Genomic DNA, 17,614 nt, shown 5'->3' on the forward strand with positions numbered 1-17,614 from the left:
CAGCGCGCATCACAGCACCCGCGACAGGAACTCGCGCGTGCGCGGATGCGTCGGCGCGTCGAGCACGACGGCCGGCGGCCCGGCTTCGACGATGCGCCCGCGCTCCATGAACAGCACGTTGTCCGCGACTTCGCGTGCGAAGCCGATCTCGTGCGTGACGATCACGAGCGTCGTGCCCGAGCGCACGAGTTCCTTGATCACGTCGAGCACCTCGTTGACGAGCTCGGGATCGAGCGCCGACGTCGGCTCGTCGAACAGCAGCACCTTCGGGCGCAACGCGAGCGCCCGCGCGATCGCGACGCGCTGCTGCTGGCCGCCGGACAACTGGCGAGGGTACGCATCGGCTTTATCCGCGAGGCCGACGCGCGCGAGCAGCGTGCGGGCGATGCGCTCGGCCGCGTCGCGTGTGACGCCGCCGACGACGACCGGCGCCTCGACCAGGTTCTCGAGCACCGTCAGGTGCGGGAACAGGTTGAAGTTCTGGAACACCATCCCGACGGCCGTGCGCCGGGCCAGCACGTCGCGTTCCTTCAGCTCGTAGAGCACGTCGCCGTCGCGGCGATAGCCGATCAGTTCGCCGTCGATGTCGATGAAGCCGTCGTCGACACGTTCGAGATGATTGATCGTGCGCAGCAGCGTCGACTTGCCCGAGCCCGACGGCCCGACGATCACGGTCACGCTGCCGCGCGGCGCGACGAACGACACGTTGTCGAGCACGCGCTGCATGCCGAACTGCTTCGATACGCCATGCACGGCCACTTCGCCGCCGGCGCGCGGTGCGACGGCGGTCGCGGCGTCGCCATCGCCGTGAGCCTGCGCGACCGATGCCGCGTGACGGGACGCGACGCGCCGCCACAGCACGCCGAGACGCGCGAGCGCAAACGTGATGACGGACGGCGGCGGGTTGCGCAGCGCCCCGCGCGCATAGTGCCGCTCGACCTGCACCTGGATGGCCGACAGCACGGTCAGGATGATCAGGTACCAGACGGTGGCGACCATCAGCAGCGGAATCACTTCGAGATTGCGGCGATAGATCACCTGCACCGTATAGAACAGCTCCGGCATCGCGAGCACGTAGACCATCGACGTGCCTTTCGCGAGCATGATCAGGTCGTTGAACGCGGTGGGCAGGATCGCGCGCATCGCCTGCGGCAGCACGATCCGCGTGGTCTGGCGGCCGCGCGGCAGCCCGAGCGCGGCGGCCGCTTCGAGCTGGCCCTGATCGACTGCGAGAATGCCGCCGCGGATCACCTCGGCGGAAAACGCCGCGTGGTGCAGCGTGAGGCCGAGCACGGCCGCGAGGAACGGGCTGATCAGGTCGGTCGTCGGCGTGTCGAACCACACGATATCGGTGAACGGCACGCCGAGCCGTACATGCTCGTACAGGTAGCCGAGGTTGTTCAGGATCAGCAGCAGCACGATCAGCGGAATCGAACGGAACAGCCACACGAAGGTCCACGCGCTCGCCGACAGCAGCCGCGAACGCGACAGCCGGGCCAGCGCGACGAACGCGCCGAGCACGAGGCCGAACACCGCGCCGAGCAGCGTCAGCACCAGCGTGCGCGCGAGCCCCGACAGCACCGGCGGCGACAGGAACCATTCGGCGAACACCGGCCAGCCCCATTGCGGGTTGCCGAGGATCGAATGCAGGACGATCGCGATCAGCGCGACGGCGAGCACGGTGCCGGCCGTGCGCGACCGGTGGCGCGCGGGCACGATCCGGAAACGCGTGCCGGCGTCGCGCGCGCCGGGGGAAGAGAGCGGCGGCAGTGCGCCGCCGAGGTGGGTCGTGTCGCTCATGTCGGTGGAAATCCTCGAATCGGTCGGGCGGGCGCGCCGCGCACGGGCGGCGCGGCAGCGGGTGTCAGGCGTGCGCTTCGGCCGCCGTTTCGTGCGAGGCGCCAGGCGCCGCATGGCGGCTGGCCTTGCGCGGCAGGCCGAGGTGGTCGCGCAGCGTCGCACCGGGCAGGTCGCGGCTATAGCGGCCGCGTGCCTCGAGCACGGGGATCACGAGTTCGACGAAATCCGCGACGCCCTGCGCCTGCACCGCAAAGCCGAGGATGAAACCGTCGCCGGCACCGGCGTCGTGCCAGCGGATCAGCTCGTCGGCGACCTGCTCGGCCGTGCCGATGAAGTTCGGGCGCGGCGTGGCGACCGCGAGCGCCGTCTCGCGCAGCGACAGGCCTTTCTGTTTCGCGTCGGCCTTGATCCGGTCGGTGGTCGAGCGGAAGCTGTTGCGGCCGAGCTCGCCGAGTTCCGGGAACGGCGCATCGAGTGCGTACTGCGTGAAATCGTGGTGATCGAAATAGCGGCCGAGATACGCGAGCGCCTCGTCGATCGTCAGCAGGTTACGGATCGCCTGGTATTTGTCTTCGGCCTCGGCAGCCGTGCGGCCGACGATCGGCCCGATGCCGGGGAAGATCTTCACGTCGCTGCCTTGCCGGCCGTGCTCGATCGCGCTCTGCTTCACGCGCCGCGTGAACGCGGCCGTTTCGTCGAGCGACGGCGAATGCGTGAACACGGCATCCGCATACTTGCCCGCGAGCCCGATGCCGGTGTCGGACGAACCGGCCTGGAAGATCACCGGCTGGCCCTGCGGCGAGCGCTGGATGTTGAGCGGGCCTGCAACCTGGAAGAAGCGGCCGTGGTGATCGAGCGTATGGAGCTTGTCGCGATCGAAGAAGCGCCCGGTCGCGCGGTCGCGCACGAATGCGTCATCGTCCCAGCTGTCCCACAGGCCCTGCACGACGTCGAGGTATTCGTCGGCGATCTCGTAGCGCAGTTCGTGATCGGGATGCGCCTTGCCGAAATTCTTCGCGGTGCCTTCGAGCGGTGTCGTCACGACGTTCCAGCCCGCGCGCCCGCCGCTGATCGCGTCGAGCGACGCGAGCTGGCGCGCGACCGTGAACGGCTCGCTGTACGACGTCGAGATCGTGCCCGCGAGCCCGATCTTCTTCGTCGCGACCGCGAGCGCCGACAGCACGGTGAGCGGCTCGAAGCGGTTCAGGAAGTGCGGGATCGACTTCTCGTTGATGTAGAGGCCGTCCGCGACGAACGCGAACGCGATGCCGGCGGCTTCCGCCTGGCGTGCGATGCCGATCGCGAAATCGAGGTTGATGCTCGCGTCGGGCGGGTTGCTCGGATGCCGCCAAGCGTTCATGTGGCTGCCTGCGCCTTGCAGCATCAGGCCGAAGGGGATCGATCGTCGGGTCGTCATGATGGGAGCGTCACGCGTTCTGGTCAGGGGTAAGGGAGCGGCCGGCCGCGAGGGCCGCCTGCAACGGCGTGGCCGACAGTGCGCCGCCGAGCCATTCGGCCGACGCGAGGCGTGCCGCGTAGTCGGTCACCGGCGAATCGATCACGAACGCATCGACGTCGAGCCGCCGGCTCAATGCGTCGAGCGCGCGGTGGATGCGCTCGGGTGTATCGGCGAGTACCGTCGGGCGCAACTCGTCGATCCGGTAGTCGGACGCGCCGCTTTGCCGCGCGAACTCGGCGGCCGCCTGCGCGCTGGCCAGGTTGAAGCTCTGGCCGCCCGCAAACTGCAGCTTGAAGATCTTCAGCGGCCCGATCAGTTGCTCGGCCTCGTCGCGCGTCGGCGCGGCCACCGCATACAGCGCGACCAGCGGCCGGGTGCCGCCCGCGCTGCGGTACGCGTCCAGCGAGCGTTCGAGGTTCGCGTCGTCGCCGTTGAAATGCCCCGCGTAGCAGAAGCGCCAGCCGTTGCGCGCGGCGAGCGCGCCGCTGTCCGGCGAGCCGCCGAGCAGGATCCGTTCGGGCGGCTGCGGCGGCACGGGCAGTGCGACCGCGCCGGCGAGCGGGTGATCTTCGGCGACGCCCCAGCCGAGAAAGGCGTCGAGTTCCGCCAACTGGCCCGCGAAGTCCGGCTTGCGCGCCTTGTCGTGGAACCACTGCAGCGCGCGCGTGGTCAGCGGCAACCCGCCGGGCGCCTTGCCGATGCCGAGATCGACGCGGCCCGGTGCGAGCGCGGCCAGTACCTTGAACGTCTCCGCGACCTTGAACGGGCTGTAGTGCTGCAGCATCACGCCGCCCGAGCCGACGCGGATGCGCGACGTGTGCGCGAGCAGGTGCGCGACGACGATCTCCGGCGCCGAGCTCGCGAAAGCCGGCGTGCCGTGATGCTCGGCGACCCAGAAGCGCTCGTAGCCGAGCTGTTCGGCGCGCTGCGCGAGCGTCGTGGTGAAGCGCAGCGCGTCGGCGGCGTTCGCGCCGTCGGCGATCGGACTCTTGTCCAGCAACGAAAGCGAGTAAGACATGATGGGCGGCGTTCCTGCGTGAGCGTGAAGTGAGCGAGAAGCGAGCGTGAATGGACGGTGGGCTGGCGCGGCGCTCAGCTCTTCGGCAGCCCCGGCGGATTCGTGCGCGACTGGTCGATCGCTTCCGATGCGAGGTTCCAGCGGTCGAGCACCTGCTGGTAGCGGCCGCTCTTGATCAACCCGTTCAGCGCGACGGTGAGCGGATCGGCGAGCCCGCTGCCGCGGCGCGTCGCGATCGCGATGTCGGCCGTGCGCGGCCAGCCGCCGCTGATTGCGCCGACGAGGCGCGTCTTGCCTTGCTGCGCGCTCTGGTACGCGAGCACGGAGTTCACGCTGAACACGGCATCGGCGCGGCCCGACTGCACGGCGACGATGCGCATCGCCTGGTCGTCGTAGTACTGGATCTGCACGGGTTTCAGCCCGTGCGCGACGTTCTCGCGATCCCACGCGAGCAGGATCTTTTCCTGGTTGGTGCCGGCGTCGGTCACGACACGCAGCCCCGCGACGTCCTTCGGCTCGCGGATCGCCTGGATCTTGCTGTCGTTGCGCACGTAGAAGCCGACCTGGTCCTTGCGATAGGTCGAGAAATCGAATTTCTGCTTGCGTTCCTCGGTGACGGTGACGTTCGAGATCACCGCGTCGACTTTCCCCGATTCGAGCGCGAGCGGCCAGTCGGCCCATGCGAGCGCGACGATCTTCAGCTTGCGGCCGAGGCTGTCGGACACGAGCTGGCCGACGTCGGCGTCGAAGCCGATCACCGTGCGTGCGTCGGTCGCATACGAACTGATTGGCGGCAGGCTCGGCGCGATGCCGATCGTCAGCGTGCCGGGCTCGGCGAACCTGAACGACGCGGGCACCGCGCGTTCGACGGCCGCGTCGGCTGCGCCGCGCGGGCGGCCACGCTGCTCGGGGCTCAGGTCGAACGTCGCGGCGGCGGCTACCGTCGCGGTGGCGAAGGCGGTCAGGCCGATCAAGGCGGCGGCCAGCGTGCGCACGGTGCGAAATGAAAGCGGTACGGCTCGTTGCATGAAAACGTCCTGTCGTGGAATCGTGGAGTCGTGGAAAGCGGAACGTGCGACGTGGAAGGCGGGACGCCGTGCGCTCAGCGCGGCAGCACCGGTTCGGGTACGGGCGCCCACAGGTCGGCCAGCGTCGACGTGCGCGACGGATCGACGAGGTCCTTGCCGAAACGCAGGTGGAAATACGCTTCAGGGTCGATCGATGAATCGAACAGCCGCGTATAGCCGGTGCGGTCGTACAGTGCCCACGCTTCGGGCTGGCGAAAGCCGGTGGTCAGGTAGAGGCGGCGATAGCCTTGCTGCGCGGCGCGCAGTTCGAGTGCCTCGACGATGAGGCGGGCCAGGCCCTGGCGGCGCAGGTCCGTGCGGGTCCAGATGCGCTTGAGCTCGGCGGTCTGCGCGTCGTAGCGCTTGAACGCGCCGCCGCCGATCGTTTCGCCGTCGCGCAGCAACAGCACGAAAGCGCCTTCGGGCGGCGCGAACAGCTCGGCCGGGTAGCGTGCGAGCTCATCGCGGGCCGACGCCCGGCTGTCGGGGCGATACGCGTTGTAACGGGTCGAATACTCGTCGATCAGTGCGTCGATCAGCGGTTGCGCGCGGACGTCGAGCGGCGTCGTGTCGATGATGCGGTCGGTCGTGGCCATGGGCATCGCGAAGGGCGCGCGATGCGGACGTTCCTGGCGGGGTGCGGGCACGCGGCCCGTCCGGTCTGTTCCGTTATCGCGACGCAGTTGTCGTGATGACGGCGGCCGGTGCGTATCCTGCTGCGATGCAGATGGCGGGCCGCCGCCGTTTTGAACACGTTAGCGGCGCGGCCGGCAAAGGCGAACGAAGCAATTGCGATAAGGATTTCGCGGGCGGTGTAAGAAGGCTTGCAGGGGGAGTGGGGTGGGGCGAACGGGCGGGGTGGGGAGCCGCGCCCGTTCGATACGTGGATGCGATGGATGACTGCCGTGGACTGGCGGGGTGTCGTTGTTTCGATGGCCTGCCGGTCATGCCGATTCGCGGTTGCCATTTCACGCGCGCGAGCACGCGGCCGCGATCCGCCGCCAGGGCGGCGACGGTCCTCCTCGAATGGTCGCGTCAACGCGAAGCCCCGCTATCGCAGGGCGATGATCGCCGCCGACGACGGCGTTCAGGCGGCTGCGGCTTGACGCATCGAGTCGTGCTGATCGCCACCCAGGATATCGACGAGATCGGTCAGCATTCGCGCCAATTCCCCCGTCATCAACGTGAAATCCGAATCGAAGCGTTCGTCGTCATTTTGCGCGGTGGGATCCGCCGCTTCCTTGATCACGTCGAGCGGCGTGACGCGCTTGATCGTCAGCGACGGTGTCAGCACGAACGAGATTCGGTCATCCCAGGTCATCGCGAGGCGCATGCATTGTTTGCCGGCTTCGATGTGCCGGCGCATGTCGTTCGCTTCCAGCGCGTGGCCGACGTATCGCACCGTGGCGCCGCCTTCGCCGCTCGAGCGCAACTCGGCGTCCTGGTCCACGGTGAAGCCGCCCGGCGCGTCGCCCGACAGCAGCCAGTCCGTCATCGAGGCCACCGGCGAACGGGCCACCTGAACGCCGGCGAGCGGCAACGTGTCGATGGATTTGACGAGGAGACTGCGCACGTCGTCGGCAAGCGCCTGTGCGGCCGCATCGATGACGAGCCAGCCGTTCGCCGTATCGATCCACACGCGGGTATCGCGGCGAATGCTGAACGCGCGCGGCAGCAGTTCGTCGGTCACCTGCTCCTTGAGCTCGCGTAGTTGCTTTCGGCCGACCTTGAAGCCCTGCTGCTCTTCGACTTCGAGCGCACGCGCTTTGGTGACCTGATTGATGACGGACGCCGGCAGCAGCTTCTTTTCGGCACGAAACAGCAGCAGCATCTGCCGGTTGTTCGAGTACACGAGCGCGCCGTCGTCACGCGGCGACGCCCATCCGGCACGCTGCATTTCGACGCTGCTGCCGGGCTGGAACGCGTGAGGCGCCAGCCATTTTTCCATCTGGTCGGGGGTGACGGCCCAAGGGGCGGGAAGACGATGAAGCTGAAGGTTCTTGAACCACATGGGAGTACGGGCAAAGCGCGTCATTCTATATGACGGCGGCGGTTCGCGGCCATGATGCGCGTCGGGGGTTAGATGTTCGGTACGCAGAAACGGTTCCGACCGTTCAGGGTCGTATCGAGCCATCCGGCTCGCCCCAGACCCGCCATTCGATGTGACGCACGAATATCGACGTTGCAGAGGAAAATGTTATCGGGATAAAAATATCTTTTTTGTCGCGACCGTGCGATTGCGAGCCGAAACTGGTGATCGGCGCAACACATCATCATGACCGCGCTCGCCGTGACAAGGCGGAAGGGTGTTGACAGCGGGCTTCGCGACGCCACGGCCGGTGACAATTATATTGCGCAGCGAATAACTTCAAGAATGCACGAGGAATTCCATTCATGTTGCCGATGTCCGGTGCCTGCCGAATTGACATCTTTGCTTCGCAAACGGTGACGGCTTTATTTCGGTCTACGGTTGCTGCGCGAGTTGCATGCGCACGGCTACGATGGTCAGTTGCGAAGCCTGCAGGTTTTCATGAATGCGCACAAATTCGTGCCGAAGCCGGACCCGCTCGTGAGGTTCGAGACCGAGCCCTGTCGGCAGATGCCGTGCGATTTCGTTGTCTTCCGCCGAGAAGCCGGTCCTCATACCATCATGCACTGTTCGGCGCCTTGGACAGTGTTCCTCGCGAGATCCTTTACGACAACGCCAAGACCATCGTTGTCGAGCGCGATGCGTATGGCTACGGTCAACACCGCTGGCACGCTGAGTTGCTCGACCTGGCCAAGCGGTACGGCTTGCGTGCCAACGACGCAGTCCACTGCTCTACCTCGTCATTTCGGCAGGACGATTGTCGCGTAGCCGTAACCTTCTTTGTAGGCGGCGCTGTAGTTGTATCCGTTGAATAGCCCGACCTCGTTTCCATCCGAGAGCCCCCAGAAGGTCTCTGTCACTTTGGTCGCAGTTGAAGTATTGTTGGTTGAATAATACCTTCCTCCAATTGGGCCTGCCCCCGATGGATTTGTGAGCATGTAAAGATCGCAGCTCACATAGCCGTGCTTGTAAGTAGAACTCCATCCATATCCAGAAAATGCAGATTTTATGACGCTTGCATCGGAGCCGGTATAGCCCCAGCTGAACTCTTCTACCGGCGTGTTGCTTGAAGAGTCGTTATTTGCCCACATTTTGCCGCCGACGACCATGTCTAAGCTCTCGTCTTGACTTAAATAAATGGATAGCCTGCCGTAAGAGCTTCCATACGCCTTCGTGTAGCAATAGACTCCGCCGATATGGTGGTGCAGAGGTGTCTGAACTCCCCATGAGCTTATTGTCACGAACGGGGCTGTAGACTTTGAATTCGAAGCCTCCATCAGGCCGCCAACAATTCTAAGTAGGGGACGCTTTGCCAGATCGGTGCTCATTATCCACTCCTGATGACAGTTTGCGCTGGAAGGCAATCTGGATTGCTCCATAAGTCAATCTGAAATTGTGCAAACTCTGCTCGATCCCGAAATTAATTGTGTCCACGTTAGTGTGGTGCACCCTGCCGCATCCCGTGTTGCCATTTCAGTAGCCGATCACGTTTTGATTGTACTAACGGGAAGAATCCCTAAAGGACACGTTTGGAAAGCGGCTTGCATTCATCACACAATAGGTAACTCGATGCTGCGATGTCAAGGAACAAGCGCTACGCGGCGTAGGTCCTGATGGGGCGGCATAACGTCTGGAAACGTCGACACGACATACATCTGGTTTCGACGTGCGACGAGGGAGGTTAACTGGGAAGCAGATTCCACAATTTTTTGCTCGCATCGCGCGATGTGGCGCACTCGCTCCGCGATACGTAATCGGGGGAAGGACGGCCGCTCTTCTACAAGGTTTTGAGACGTTCGGAGCAACTCACTCAACGATCGCTCCGGGTCGATCTGCGTCGGTCGCGCGTTGCAGGGCAGCGGCCGGCCGCGTTCGGCCACTTTGAGACGTTCGACGTTATGCGCCGGATCAGTGACAATCTCTGCTCAAAGTGTCGAGAAAAGGCGCAGCATGGAACACAAACAACGCAAGTTGAAAACCGAAATGGCGACGAAGCTAAGAGACGCACTGGAGCAAGTTTCCGATGAGCGCTCCTTCGTGGAATTTCTGGCGCATCTTGCGACTGACTGGTTCACTGAAGCAGAAATCGAAGCAACCACGCCTTCATCACCCTATTCCAGGGGTGCATTGGGCTGGGAAAATGGTTCCATCGGCTCCTTCCTGGAGGCCTCGTGCGCATGGGCAAATGCGTCCACGAAGGGATTGAAATATTACACACCGTCGGAAAATCCTTGGCGCCGCGCCGCTGACATTTTGATGGCAGGCAAGATCTATGAGTAAGCTACTCGTCCGATTTGTAGTGGTGCGGCTTCGCGTGGTCAGGCGGTGTCAATTGCTTGAGTGAATGCCCCCTGTCCAGAACGATGCATGACCGTTTCGGGTCGGCATGCGGCATCGGAGCGGCGCCGGGCTAAAATCGGCGAGAAAGAGACAATCGACGGTTGTATCGAGATTGACGACAATGAAAACCATTCCAACAGAGGGCAAAAAACAATGATGACTTCCGGCGACGGCCTGACCAGCCCGGCGCGGCTCCTGCGACTCGCGTCATGGGTGATCGCGATCGTCTTCGCGGTCTTTCTGAACATGCTCGGCAGCCTCGTGATCCGCGACATGGCGTTCGCGCCGAGCGGCGGCCCGCCGGTCATCGAGCAATTCGCCGACGCTCCGGCAAAAGCGCGGCTGGATGCAGCGCGGCGACAGCTACAGGCGCAGCGGGACGCGCTCGTCGAGAAGGTCGACACGATGGAGGTGGCGCGCAGCCGCGCGGCGAAGGAGTACGCGGCCGAGAAGGAAAGTTTCCGCAACTGGCTGGCCACCCGATCGGTCACGGGAGACAGTGCGAGAGACCCGGACATTCTCGCGAGAACGCACAAGCTCGATACGCTGCAGGCGGTGGTGGTCGACTGGCAGCATCAGATCGATGCGATCGCCGACCAGCAACGAGCACTCGCATCGCAACAGACGCAGGTGGACGCGCAAATCGCCGAGGCGGACGCTGCTGCGGAGAAGCGCTTCGACGACGCAACCCGGCACTACGAGATGCAGGTGTTCGGGCTGCGGCTTGCATTGACGTTGCCGATCCTGCTGGTTGCGATCTGGCTGTTCATCCGCTACCGCAAGGCGCGCTACTGGCCTTTCGTATATGGTTTCGGCCTGTTCGCACTGAGCGCGTTTTTCATCGAACTGGTTCCGTACCTGCCGAATTTCGGCGGCTATGTCCGGGTTCTGGTCGGCATTGCGCTCACGGTATTCGCCGGCCTTTACATGATGAAGGCATTTCAGCGCTATGCCGAACGCAAACGGCTCGAATTGCAGCAGGATCAGGGCGCACGCGCGCGCACGATCGGATACGAAAAAGCCGTCCGGTCACTCGAAAAAAAGCGCTGCCCGTCATGCGACAAACAATGGAATCTCGGCGGCGACGATTCCACGTTCTGCGTGCATTGCGGGTTGAGGCTTTTCAACGTATGCGAATGCGGCGGACGGAATTTCTTTTTCTTCCCGCATTGCCATCAATGCGGTGCTGCGCAGGGAAACGAGTTGCCGGGGTCGTCCGGCTGACGGCCAGCGTGCCTGCCATATGCACGGGCGCCGGCGAGCGACGTCAGCGAAGCGTTGCTGAATCCGCCGGGTGCATCACTCGATGACACGCGGCGGTGTCGATAGCTCCGCCAGCTGAAACAAACAATCTCCCCGCTGCACCTGCGCGGGCACGCGCTTGCACACCACCTCACCATCCCCCTTGAACCGGTGCAGCACCGGTTCGCGCAACGGCGTATCGGGGAAATGCACCCACGCGGCCGGCTGGCCGGCCTTCACCTGATCGCCGAGTTCGACAAGCGGCTCATACAGCCCGCGCTCGTACGCATAGACGAAATGGCGATCGCCGTCGACGCGCATGAAACGCGTGACGGTGGGCGGTGCGTCGGGCACGAGCGCGCCGTGCAGCAGTCCGATATAGCCGAGGTAATGCAGCAGGCCATGGCGGCCGAGTCGGATCAATGACGGATCGGCCATGCCGGCACCGCCGAGTTCGGTGACGATCGAGATCGCCCCTTGCCGGCGCGCAGCCGACGCCGAATGCACGGGATTCGGCGCATGCAGCAGCGCATTCTGCAACCCGAACGCGACCAGCAGCCCGTTGAGCTTCGCGGCTTCGTCTGCGTCGAGCGGATCGATCGCGAGCATGTTGCCGCCCTGGTACAGCAGCGAGCTGCCGCCCGAGTGCAGGTCGACCAGATACTGCGCGCGCGACAGCAGCGCGTGCTCGATGTAGTGGGCGATCATCTGCGTCGGCGTGCCGGTCGGGTCGCCGGGGAAGCTGCGGTTCAGGTTGCCTTCGTCGAGCGGCGACACGCGCAGGCCCGCATCCGCCGCCGGGAAATTCGCCATCGGCAGCAGGATCAACTGCCCGCTGACCATCTCGGGTTCGATCTCGCGGATCAGTTGCGACACGATGATCTGGCCTTCGTACTCGTCGCCGTGGTTGCCGGCCATCACGAGCGCGACGGGGCCGTCGCCGTTGCGGATCGACGCGATCGGGATCGGCAGCCAGCCATATGCCGAGCGGTGTACCGAGTGCGGCAGCCGCAGGTAGCCCGCGTGCTTGCCTGGCGCGTCGAGATCGATTTCGCAGTGAATGGGATTTCGGTGTGAGGAGGAGGCGGTCATGGCAGCGTCGTTCGATGAACGGAATCTGCCATCTTATCGGGAAACGGCTGTGGCGCGGCGCGCCGGGCGCGTGCAACGCCGAACGTGCGCACGCCCTCAATCGAAATACGGCGCCAATACCCGTTCGATCCAGTCCATGAACGCCCGGACGCGCGGCGAGAGATTGCGCCGATGGGCCACGACGAGCGACGCGGAGAGCGGTTCCGGGCGCAGGTCGGGCAGCACCTCTACCAGCGCGCCGCTTGCGACGTGGCTGGCGACCCCTGAATAGCCGGCCTGGATCAGCCCGATGCCGGCAAGCCCGGCCGCGTGATAGGTCTGCACGTTGTTGACCTGCATCGCGCTCGGCAGCGCAAGCGTCGCATAGCCGTCGCCGCTCGGATATTCCCAGCCGGCATGTCTGGCACCGAGCGTCAGCGAGTAGTGGACCATCCGGTGTCCGTGGCGGAGCAGATCGTCGAGCGTGTGCGGTACGCCATGCCGTGCCAGATAACCGGGGCTTGCCGCATTGATCATGCGCAGCCGGCCCAACGGCCGGGCAATCAGCGTCTCGTCCACGATCGGACCCAGGCGGATCACGCAATCGAATCCTTCCTGCACGAGATCGACACGCCGATCGGTGCTCGATAGCTCCAGTTCCAGCTCCGGATGTGCCGCCATCAGCTGCGGGAGCGCGGGAACCACGACGCTGCGTGCCAGCTCGGTCGGCATGTCGACGCGCAACCTTCCCCGGAGGCGGGTGCCGTCGCGGGAGAACATCGACTGCAGTTCCTGGACGTCGGCCAGCAGGTCCCGTGCGCGCGAATAGAACGCGCGGCCGTCGTCGGTCAGCTGCACGCTCCGCGTAGTTCGATGCAGCAGCGCAACCCCCACGTCGCGCTCGAGTTGACGGACCACCATCGAGACACGTCCCTTCTGGATACCCAGGCTTTCGGCCGCACGCGTGAAGCTCGTCATTTCGGCGACACGCGCAAAGATCAAAAGTGCATCGAGGTTTTGCATTGTTCACTCACGGAGTAACAGAACGTTCAATCGGCCGTCATTTATAACCCAGTTGCGACCCAGTAGAGTGCTTCCCGATGTCGTCACCCGACGACAACCTCAATGGAAGGGCACAACCATGACGCAACACGCTTCCCCGGTTAAGACGGCCGTGGTCTACCACTCCGGCTATGGACATACTCAACGGCTGGCCGCGGCGGTCGCCGAGGGGGCCGCCGCCGTGCTCGTCGCCATCGACGCCGACGGCAACATTGCAGAGGACGCGTGGGACACGCTGGCCGGCGCCGATGCGATCCTGTTCGGCTCGCCGACCTACATGGGCGGGCCCAGCTGGCAGTTCAAGAAGTTCGCCGATGCGTCGTCCAAAGCCTGGTTCGACGGCGCGTGGCGCAACAAGATCTTCGGCGGCTTTACCAACAGCGCGAGCATCAACGGCGACAAGCTCAATACGCTCGAATACTTCGTCCTGCTGGCCGGGCAGCACGGGGGTATCTGGGTGAGCATGGACATCAAGCCGGCGAACCTGAAGGCGTCGGCGCGTGACGACCTGAACCGCATGGGCTCCTATATCGCGCCGATGGCGCAGACGCCGGCCGATGCGTCGCCTGACGAGATGTCGCCGGGGGATCTCGAGACGGCACGCCGCTATGGCGCACGCGTCGCGACGATCGCCGGGCAGTTTCGGGCCGGGCAGCGCTGAATCAACCATCAACTGAAGTCCCTGGGTGCGCGGTGCGCCGGACCGGACGCCGCCGCATTTTTTCCCGCCGAGCCTGAAGGAAAACGACCATGAAATACAAGCGACTGGGCCGCACCGGCCTGTACGTCTCGGAGCTGTGTCTCGGCACGATGACGCTGGGCGGCAGTGCGGATGCCGGCATGTGGGCGGCGATCGGCACGCTGGATCAGCGCGACGCGACCCGACTGATTTCCCGTGGACTGGACGCGGGAATCAACTTCATCGATACCGCCGACATCTACTCGTTCGGCCAGTCCGAACGCCTCGTCGGACAGGCGCTCCGGGATCTCGGCGTCCCGCGCAACGAGATCGTGCTGGCGACCAAGACGGCCGGCGCGATGAGCCCGAAGCCCAACGATCAGGGGGCGTCGCGCGGCCACATCATGGATTCCGTGCAGCGAAGCCTGGAACGCCTCCAGGTCGACCATATCGACCTTTACCAGATACACGCCAGCGATTCCGTCACGCCGGTCGAAGAGACGTTGCGGGCGCTCGACGATCTGACGCGTCAGGGGCTGGTTCGCTATGTCGGCGTCTCGAACTGGCGCGCCGGAAAAATCGGCAAGGCGCTCGGCCTCAGCCAGGGGCTCCATGCGACGCGCTTCGAGACGCTGCAGGCCTACTATTCGATCGCCGGACGGGACGTGGAGCGCGAACTGGTGCCGCTCGCGATCGACGAGCAGATGGGCCTCCTCGTGTGGTCGCCGCTCGCCGGCGGGCTGCTTTCGGGGAAGTTCGGCCCCGGCGCGCCGACCGAGGCAGGCTCGCGACGTAGCCATTTCGACTTTCCGCCGGTCGACCTCGAGCGCGCGTGGCCGTGCGTTGCCGCGATGCGCGCCATCGCCGACGCGCATGGGGTCTCGGTTGCCCGGATCGCGCTTGCCTGGCTGCTTGCGAAGCCGCATGTCACGAGCGTCATCATCGGCGCCAAACGGGTCGAGCAGCTCGAAGACAATCTCGGCGCGGTCGATATCGTCCTGACCGGGGACGAGCTTGCACGTCTGGACGCCGTGAGTGCGTTGCCGCCCGCCTATCCTGGCTGGATGGTCGATCGTCAGGACGCGGGCAGGGTGCCGCAGCCTTTCACGGGCGTCGCGTCGAAATAGGACGGTGACGCCACGTTCGAGCCGGGTCGTTGCAAACCGCCCGTTATCGAACTGCGCGCGCTCGTCGGCGACCGCATGGCGGCCCCTGGCGATCGGTGTTCGAGCGGGCAGAGTGTATTCGTGAGGTGCGAGCCGATGTTTCGGAAGCCGCCCACCAGCGGGAGGCAGCCGGGGGTGCCGCATCAGTCGGGCGGCGGCGACCGGCGAAGTGACCTCGTTGCTTCGCCAGCCGCGGCAGGTTCATGGTGATCGCCGAGGACGACACGCGAGACCACCGGGATGTTGCAGCGATGAGCGCATGCCGGCGCGCGGCCGGCTGCATTCGTGTACCGGATTTCGCGCTGGCCCCTTGCTGCGACAGGGCCGGCGCGCGCAGCCGGCTTACCGGCCCGATGTTTCAGCTTCGAGACGCCCTTCTTCCCACAGTGCCCAGAAACGGCTGCCGGCGCGATACGGATTCGCGCGGCGCGCGCCATGATCGGCGATGCCCTGGCGAAATGCGCCGTACAGCGTCAGCGGCGGATTGTCGACGCAGCGGGCTTCGCGTGCGGCCGGTATGCGGCGCTCTGACACGAGCCGGCGGATCAGCGATGCGCCGTCGATCACATCCAGTTCGTCGATGGTTTCGCTGCGGCTGAGGACTTCGACGGTATTCATGTTGGGTCTCCCTGACAACCTGTTTCCCTGACAGGGAGCAATAAAAGTGCCAGGCTTGAAAGGCCTTGCGCTGCGTCGATCGTGCCGGCTTCTGCCGTCAACGTCAGGGGTGACGAACGGCGATGTTACGGAACACGTCACGTGACACGCGAACGCGCGCCACCACGTGCGGCCATGCAAGGCGTTTCGGAATTGAATCGTCGGGAGGCGGCGGAGGCGGGAGAAAGGAGGGCGGCGCAGCGGGCGTGCGCCGCCGCGTCAGTTCGCGGTGGCCGGCGTGACCCGGCTGCTGCCGCTCGAATAGAAGCGGTAGATTCCCTTGCCGGCCGACTTCGCTTCGTACAGCGCGCTGTCGGCCTGCCGGATCAGTTCATCGGGGGAACCGTGCCCGTCGTCGAGCGCGATGCCGATGCTGATCCCCAGGCTCACCGTCTCGCCGATCGACAGCGTGTACGGCGCCGAGATCTGCCGGATGATGCGCGTGGCGAGGAGCGAGCACGCGTGCATCGTCGTGTCGTCGAGCGCGACGACGAACTCGTCGCCGCCGATTCGCGCGGCGAGTTCGCCGGGCGGCAGCGTCTTGCCGAGCCGCTCGGCGACCTGCGTCAGCACGTCGTCGCCGGCCTGGTGGCCGAACCGGTCGTTGATCGCCTTGAAGCCGTCGAGGTCGAGATACATGACGGCGAGCGAGGGGCCGGGCATGCGCGGCCGGCGCGCGAGCATCCGCTTGAGCTCGGCATGCAGTTCGTGGCGGTTCGGCAAACCCGTCAGCGCATCGTGCCGTGCGAGATGCCGGATGTGCTGCTCGGTCTGGCGGCGCGCTGTGACGTCTTCGACGATGATCACCGTGTTGCCGTCCGGCACGCGGTGGCGCGTCAGTTCGAGCTGGCGGCCGTCGGCGAGCACGACGTCGAGTGGCACGGGTTCGTCGCAGGTCAGCCAGACTTCGCACTGCGCGGCGAGACTGGCGCCGCCGGGATCGGTCGCGTCGTTCGCGCCGAGCGCCGCGACGACGGCGGGCAGCGGCGTATCGAGCATGATCTCGCGCGGCGAGCCGAACAGTTGCGCGGTGCGCCGGTTCGCGACGATCACGCGGCGCTCGCCGTCGATCATGCACAGGCCGTGCGGCATGTAGGTGAGCGCGGCGTCGAAGCGCGCGACGAGTTCGGCATTGCGCTGGCGCGCGGCGATCAGCGCGACGAGCACGCGATAGTGACGCTGGACGACCGTGCGCATCGCGGCGAGATAGATCGCGAGCGGCGGCAGCAGCAGCCACGCGCCCGACCGGTGGGCCAGCAGCGCACCGACGCCGATCGGCAGCACGCCGAGCGTGACCTGCATCATCGCGAGCCGCGGCAGCGCCGAATTGCGCGATGCGATCCCGCCGAATACACCGCCCGCAACCATCACCGACAGCGTGCCGAGTTCGACGTCGGCGGCCTGCACGCAGCCCATCACGCCGAGGCCGAGCACGAAGCACGCGACGAGCGACACGGGGGCATAGCGCATTGCCCAGTACTCGGCGCGGTCGTCGCCGGTGTCGCGCTGAACCGTGTACGCACGTGCGATCGAGAGCCGTGCGATGAGCAGGCCGGCGTCGACGATCAGCCATGCGAGGCACCAGAGCTGCTGCAGCCGGATCAGTGCGATGGCCGCGACGAAGCCGCTCGCGAGCCCGGAGAGCGCCATCGGGCGGACGTCCTCGAACAGGGTAACGAGCATCGACGGGCGCAGCGCGACCGTCACACGGTGGTTGCCGGAGGGGGGAGTGGCGAGAACGGAGTGCAGGAGAGATGCCCTGACTGCCATGGTTTTTAACCTCGACACGATGTCGCGTGATGGCGCGATGGCTGGCGGCGCCCGCACGGCACATGGCGGAGGCCCGGCCCAGCCGGATGCGCACGACATTACCATGAAATACGGGCGGCGCGGAGGGCCGGGGGCCATGTCGGGGCAAGCCGGCGGCGCCGGCCAGTAGTCGTCAACCACGTCGGCGAAAGTCT

General features: G+C 65.5%; 15 protein-coding genes and 1 pseudogene. 5 read left to right on the forward strand and 11 right to left on the reverse strand.

Translation table 11 applies throughout. From position 1 onward, the window contains the following. Positions 1 to 9: 9 nt before the first annotated feature. From B7G54_RS39945 to B7G54_RS02225, 6 genes are all read right to left on the reverse strand, one after another. Positions 10 to 1,800 (reverse strand): amino acid ABC transporter permease/ATP-binding protein, encoded by a 1,791-nt coding sequence (locus tag B7G54_RS39945; protein ID WP_085037547.1) that lies wholly within the window; start codon positions 1,798 to 1,800, stop codon positions 10 to 12. Between the two features lie 64 nt (positions 1,801 to 1,864). Continuing rightward, positions 1,865 to 3,217: an LLM class flavin-dependent oxidoreductase gene (locus B7G54_RS02205; RefSeq protein WP_085037548.1), complete on the reverse strand. Its 1,353-nt coding sequence runs from the start codon at positions 3,215 to 3,217 to the stop codon at positions 1,865 to 1,867. A gap of 10 nt (positions 3,218 to 3,227) precedes the next feature. Further along, entirely contained in the window at positions 3,228 to 4,277 is a 1,050-nt protein-coding gene (locus tag B7G54_RS02210) for an LLM class flavin-dependent oxidoreductase (RefSeq protein ID WP_085037549.1), read from the reverse strand. A 74-nt stretch (positions 4,278 to 4,351) separates the two neighbouring features. Continuing rightward, entirely contained in the window at positions 4,352 to 5,305 is a 954-nt protein-coding gene (locus B7G54_RS02215) for an ABC transporter substrate-binding protein (RefSeq protein ID WP_085037550.1), read from the reverse strand. 74 nt (positions 5,306 to 5,379) lie between these two features. Then, positions 5,380 to 5,940, reverse strand: a complete 561-nt coding sequence (locus B7G54_RS02220; protein ID WP_085037551.1) for a GNAT family N-acetyltransferase — start codon at positions 5,938 to 5,940, stop codon at positions 5,380 to 5,382. A gap of 491 nt (positions 5,941 to 6,431) precedes the next feature. Further along, positions 6,432 to 7,355, reverse strand: coding sequence for a recombination-associated protein RdgC (locus tag B7G54_RS02225; protein ID WP_085037552.1), 924 nt, complete (start codon positions 7,353 to 7,355; stop codon positions 6,432 to 6,434). A gap of 459 nt (positions 7,356 to 7,814) precedes the next feature. Between B7G54_RS02225 and B7G54_RS02230 the strand changes: the two are divergent. Beyond that, positions 7,815 to 8,137, forward strand: a pseudogene (locus B7G54_RS02230) (IS21 family transposase); the annotation flags it as partial. Between the two features lie 36 nt (positions 8,138 to 8,173). Here the strand turns inward: B7G54_RS02230 and B7G54_RS38490 are convergent. Beyond that, complete coding sequence (locus B7G54_RS38490; protein ID WP_133059135.1) at positions 8,174 to 8,761, reverse strand: hypothetical protein; 588 nt, start codon at positions 8,759 to 8,761, stop codon at positions 8,174 to 8,176. 622 nt (positions 8,762 to 9,383) lie between these two features. On the opposite strand from B7G54_RS38490, the gene B7G54_RS02235 reads away from it, so the two are divergent. Together B7G54_RS02235 and B7G54_RS02240 are read left to right on the forward strand one after the other, a co-directional pair. Beyond that, positions 9,384 to 9,713, forward strand: a complete 330-nt coding sequence (locus tag B7G54_RS02235; protein WP_085037553.1) for a DUF7660 family protein — start codon at positions 9,384 to 9,386, stop codon at positions 9,711 to 9,713. 216 nt (positions 9,714 to 9,929) lie between these two features. Continuing rightward, entirely contained in the window at positions 9,930 to 10,997 is a 1,068-nt protein-coding gene (locus B7G54_RS02240) for a hypothetical protein (protein ID WP_425266447.1), read from the forward strand. Positions 10,998 to 11,072: 75 nt separating this feature from the next. Here the strand turns inward: B7G54_RS02240 and B7G54_RS02245 are convergent, their stop codons facing one another. Together B7G54_RS02245 and B7G54_RS02250 are read right to left on the reverse strand one after the other, a co-directional pair. Then, positions 11,073 to 12,107: a succinylglutamate desuccinylase/aspartoacylase domain-containing protein gene (locus tag B7G54_RS02245; protein ID WP_085037555.1), complete on the reverse strand. Its 1,035-nt coding sequence runs from the start codon at positions 12,105 to 12,107 to the stop codon at positions 11,073 to 11,075. A 96-nt stretch (positions 12,108 to 12,203) separates the two neighbouring features. After that, complete coding sequence (locus B7G54_RS02250) at positions 12,204 to 13,109, reverse strand: LysR family transcriptional regulator (RefSeq protein WP_085037556.1); 906 nt, start codon at positions 13,107 to 13,109, stop codon at positions 12,204 to 12,206. 118 nt (positions 13,110 to 13,227) lie between these two features. Between B7G54_RS02250 and B7G54_RS02255 the strand changes: the two genes are divergently transcribed. Beyond that, positions 13,228 to 13,809 carry a flavodoxin family protein gene (locus B7G54_RS02255; protein WP_085037557.1) on the forward strand — a complete coding sequence of 194 codons (582 nt, stop codon included), beginning with the start codon at positions 13,228 to 13,230 and terminating at the stop codon, positions 13,807 to 13,809. An 89-nt stretch (positions 13,810 to 13,898) separates the two neighbouring features. Beyond that, positions 13,899 to 14,954, forward strand: coding sequence for an aldo/keto reductase (locus B7G54_RS02260; RefSeq protein WP_085037558.1), 1,056 nt, complete (start codon positions 13,899 to 13,901; stop codon positions 14,952 to 14,954). Positions 14,955 to 15,335: 381 nt separating this feature from the next. Here B7G54_RS02260 and B7G54_RS02265 read toward each other — a convergent pair whose 3' ends face one another. Then, the gene (locus B7G54_RS02265) at positions 15,336 to 15,611 is read right to left on the reverse strand and encodes a hypothetical protein (protein WP_085037559.1); all 276 of its coding nucleotides are present in this window, start codon (positions 15,609 to 15,611) and stop codon (positions 15,336 to 15,338) included. A gap of 258 nt (positions 15,612 to 15,869) precedes the next feature. Then, the gene (locus tag B7G54_RS02270; protein WP_085037560.1) at positions 15,870 to 17,420 is read right to left on the reverse strand and encodes a sensor domain-containing diguanylate cyclase; all 1,551 of its coding nucleotides are present in this window, start codon (positions 17,418 to 17,420) and stop codon (positions 15,870 to 15,872) included. Positions 17,421 to 17,614: the final 194 nt, after the last annotated feature.

Source organism: Burkholderia puraquae (genome assembly GCF_002099195.1).
GTDB lineage: Bacteria > Pseudomonadota > Gammaproteobacteria > Burkholderiales > Burkholderiaceae > Burkholderia > Burkholderia puraquae.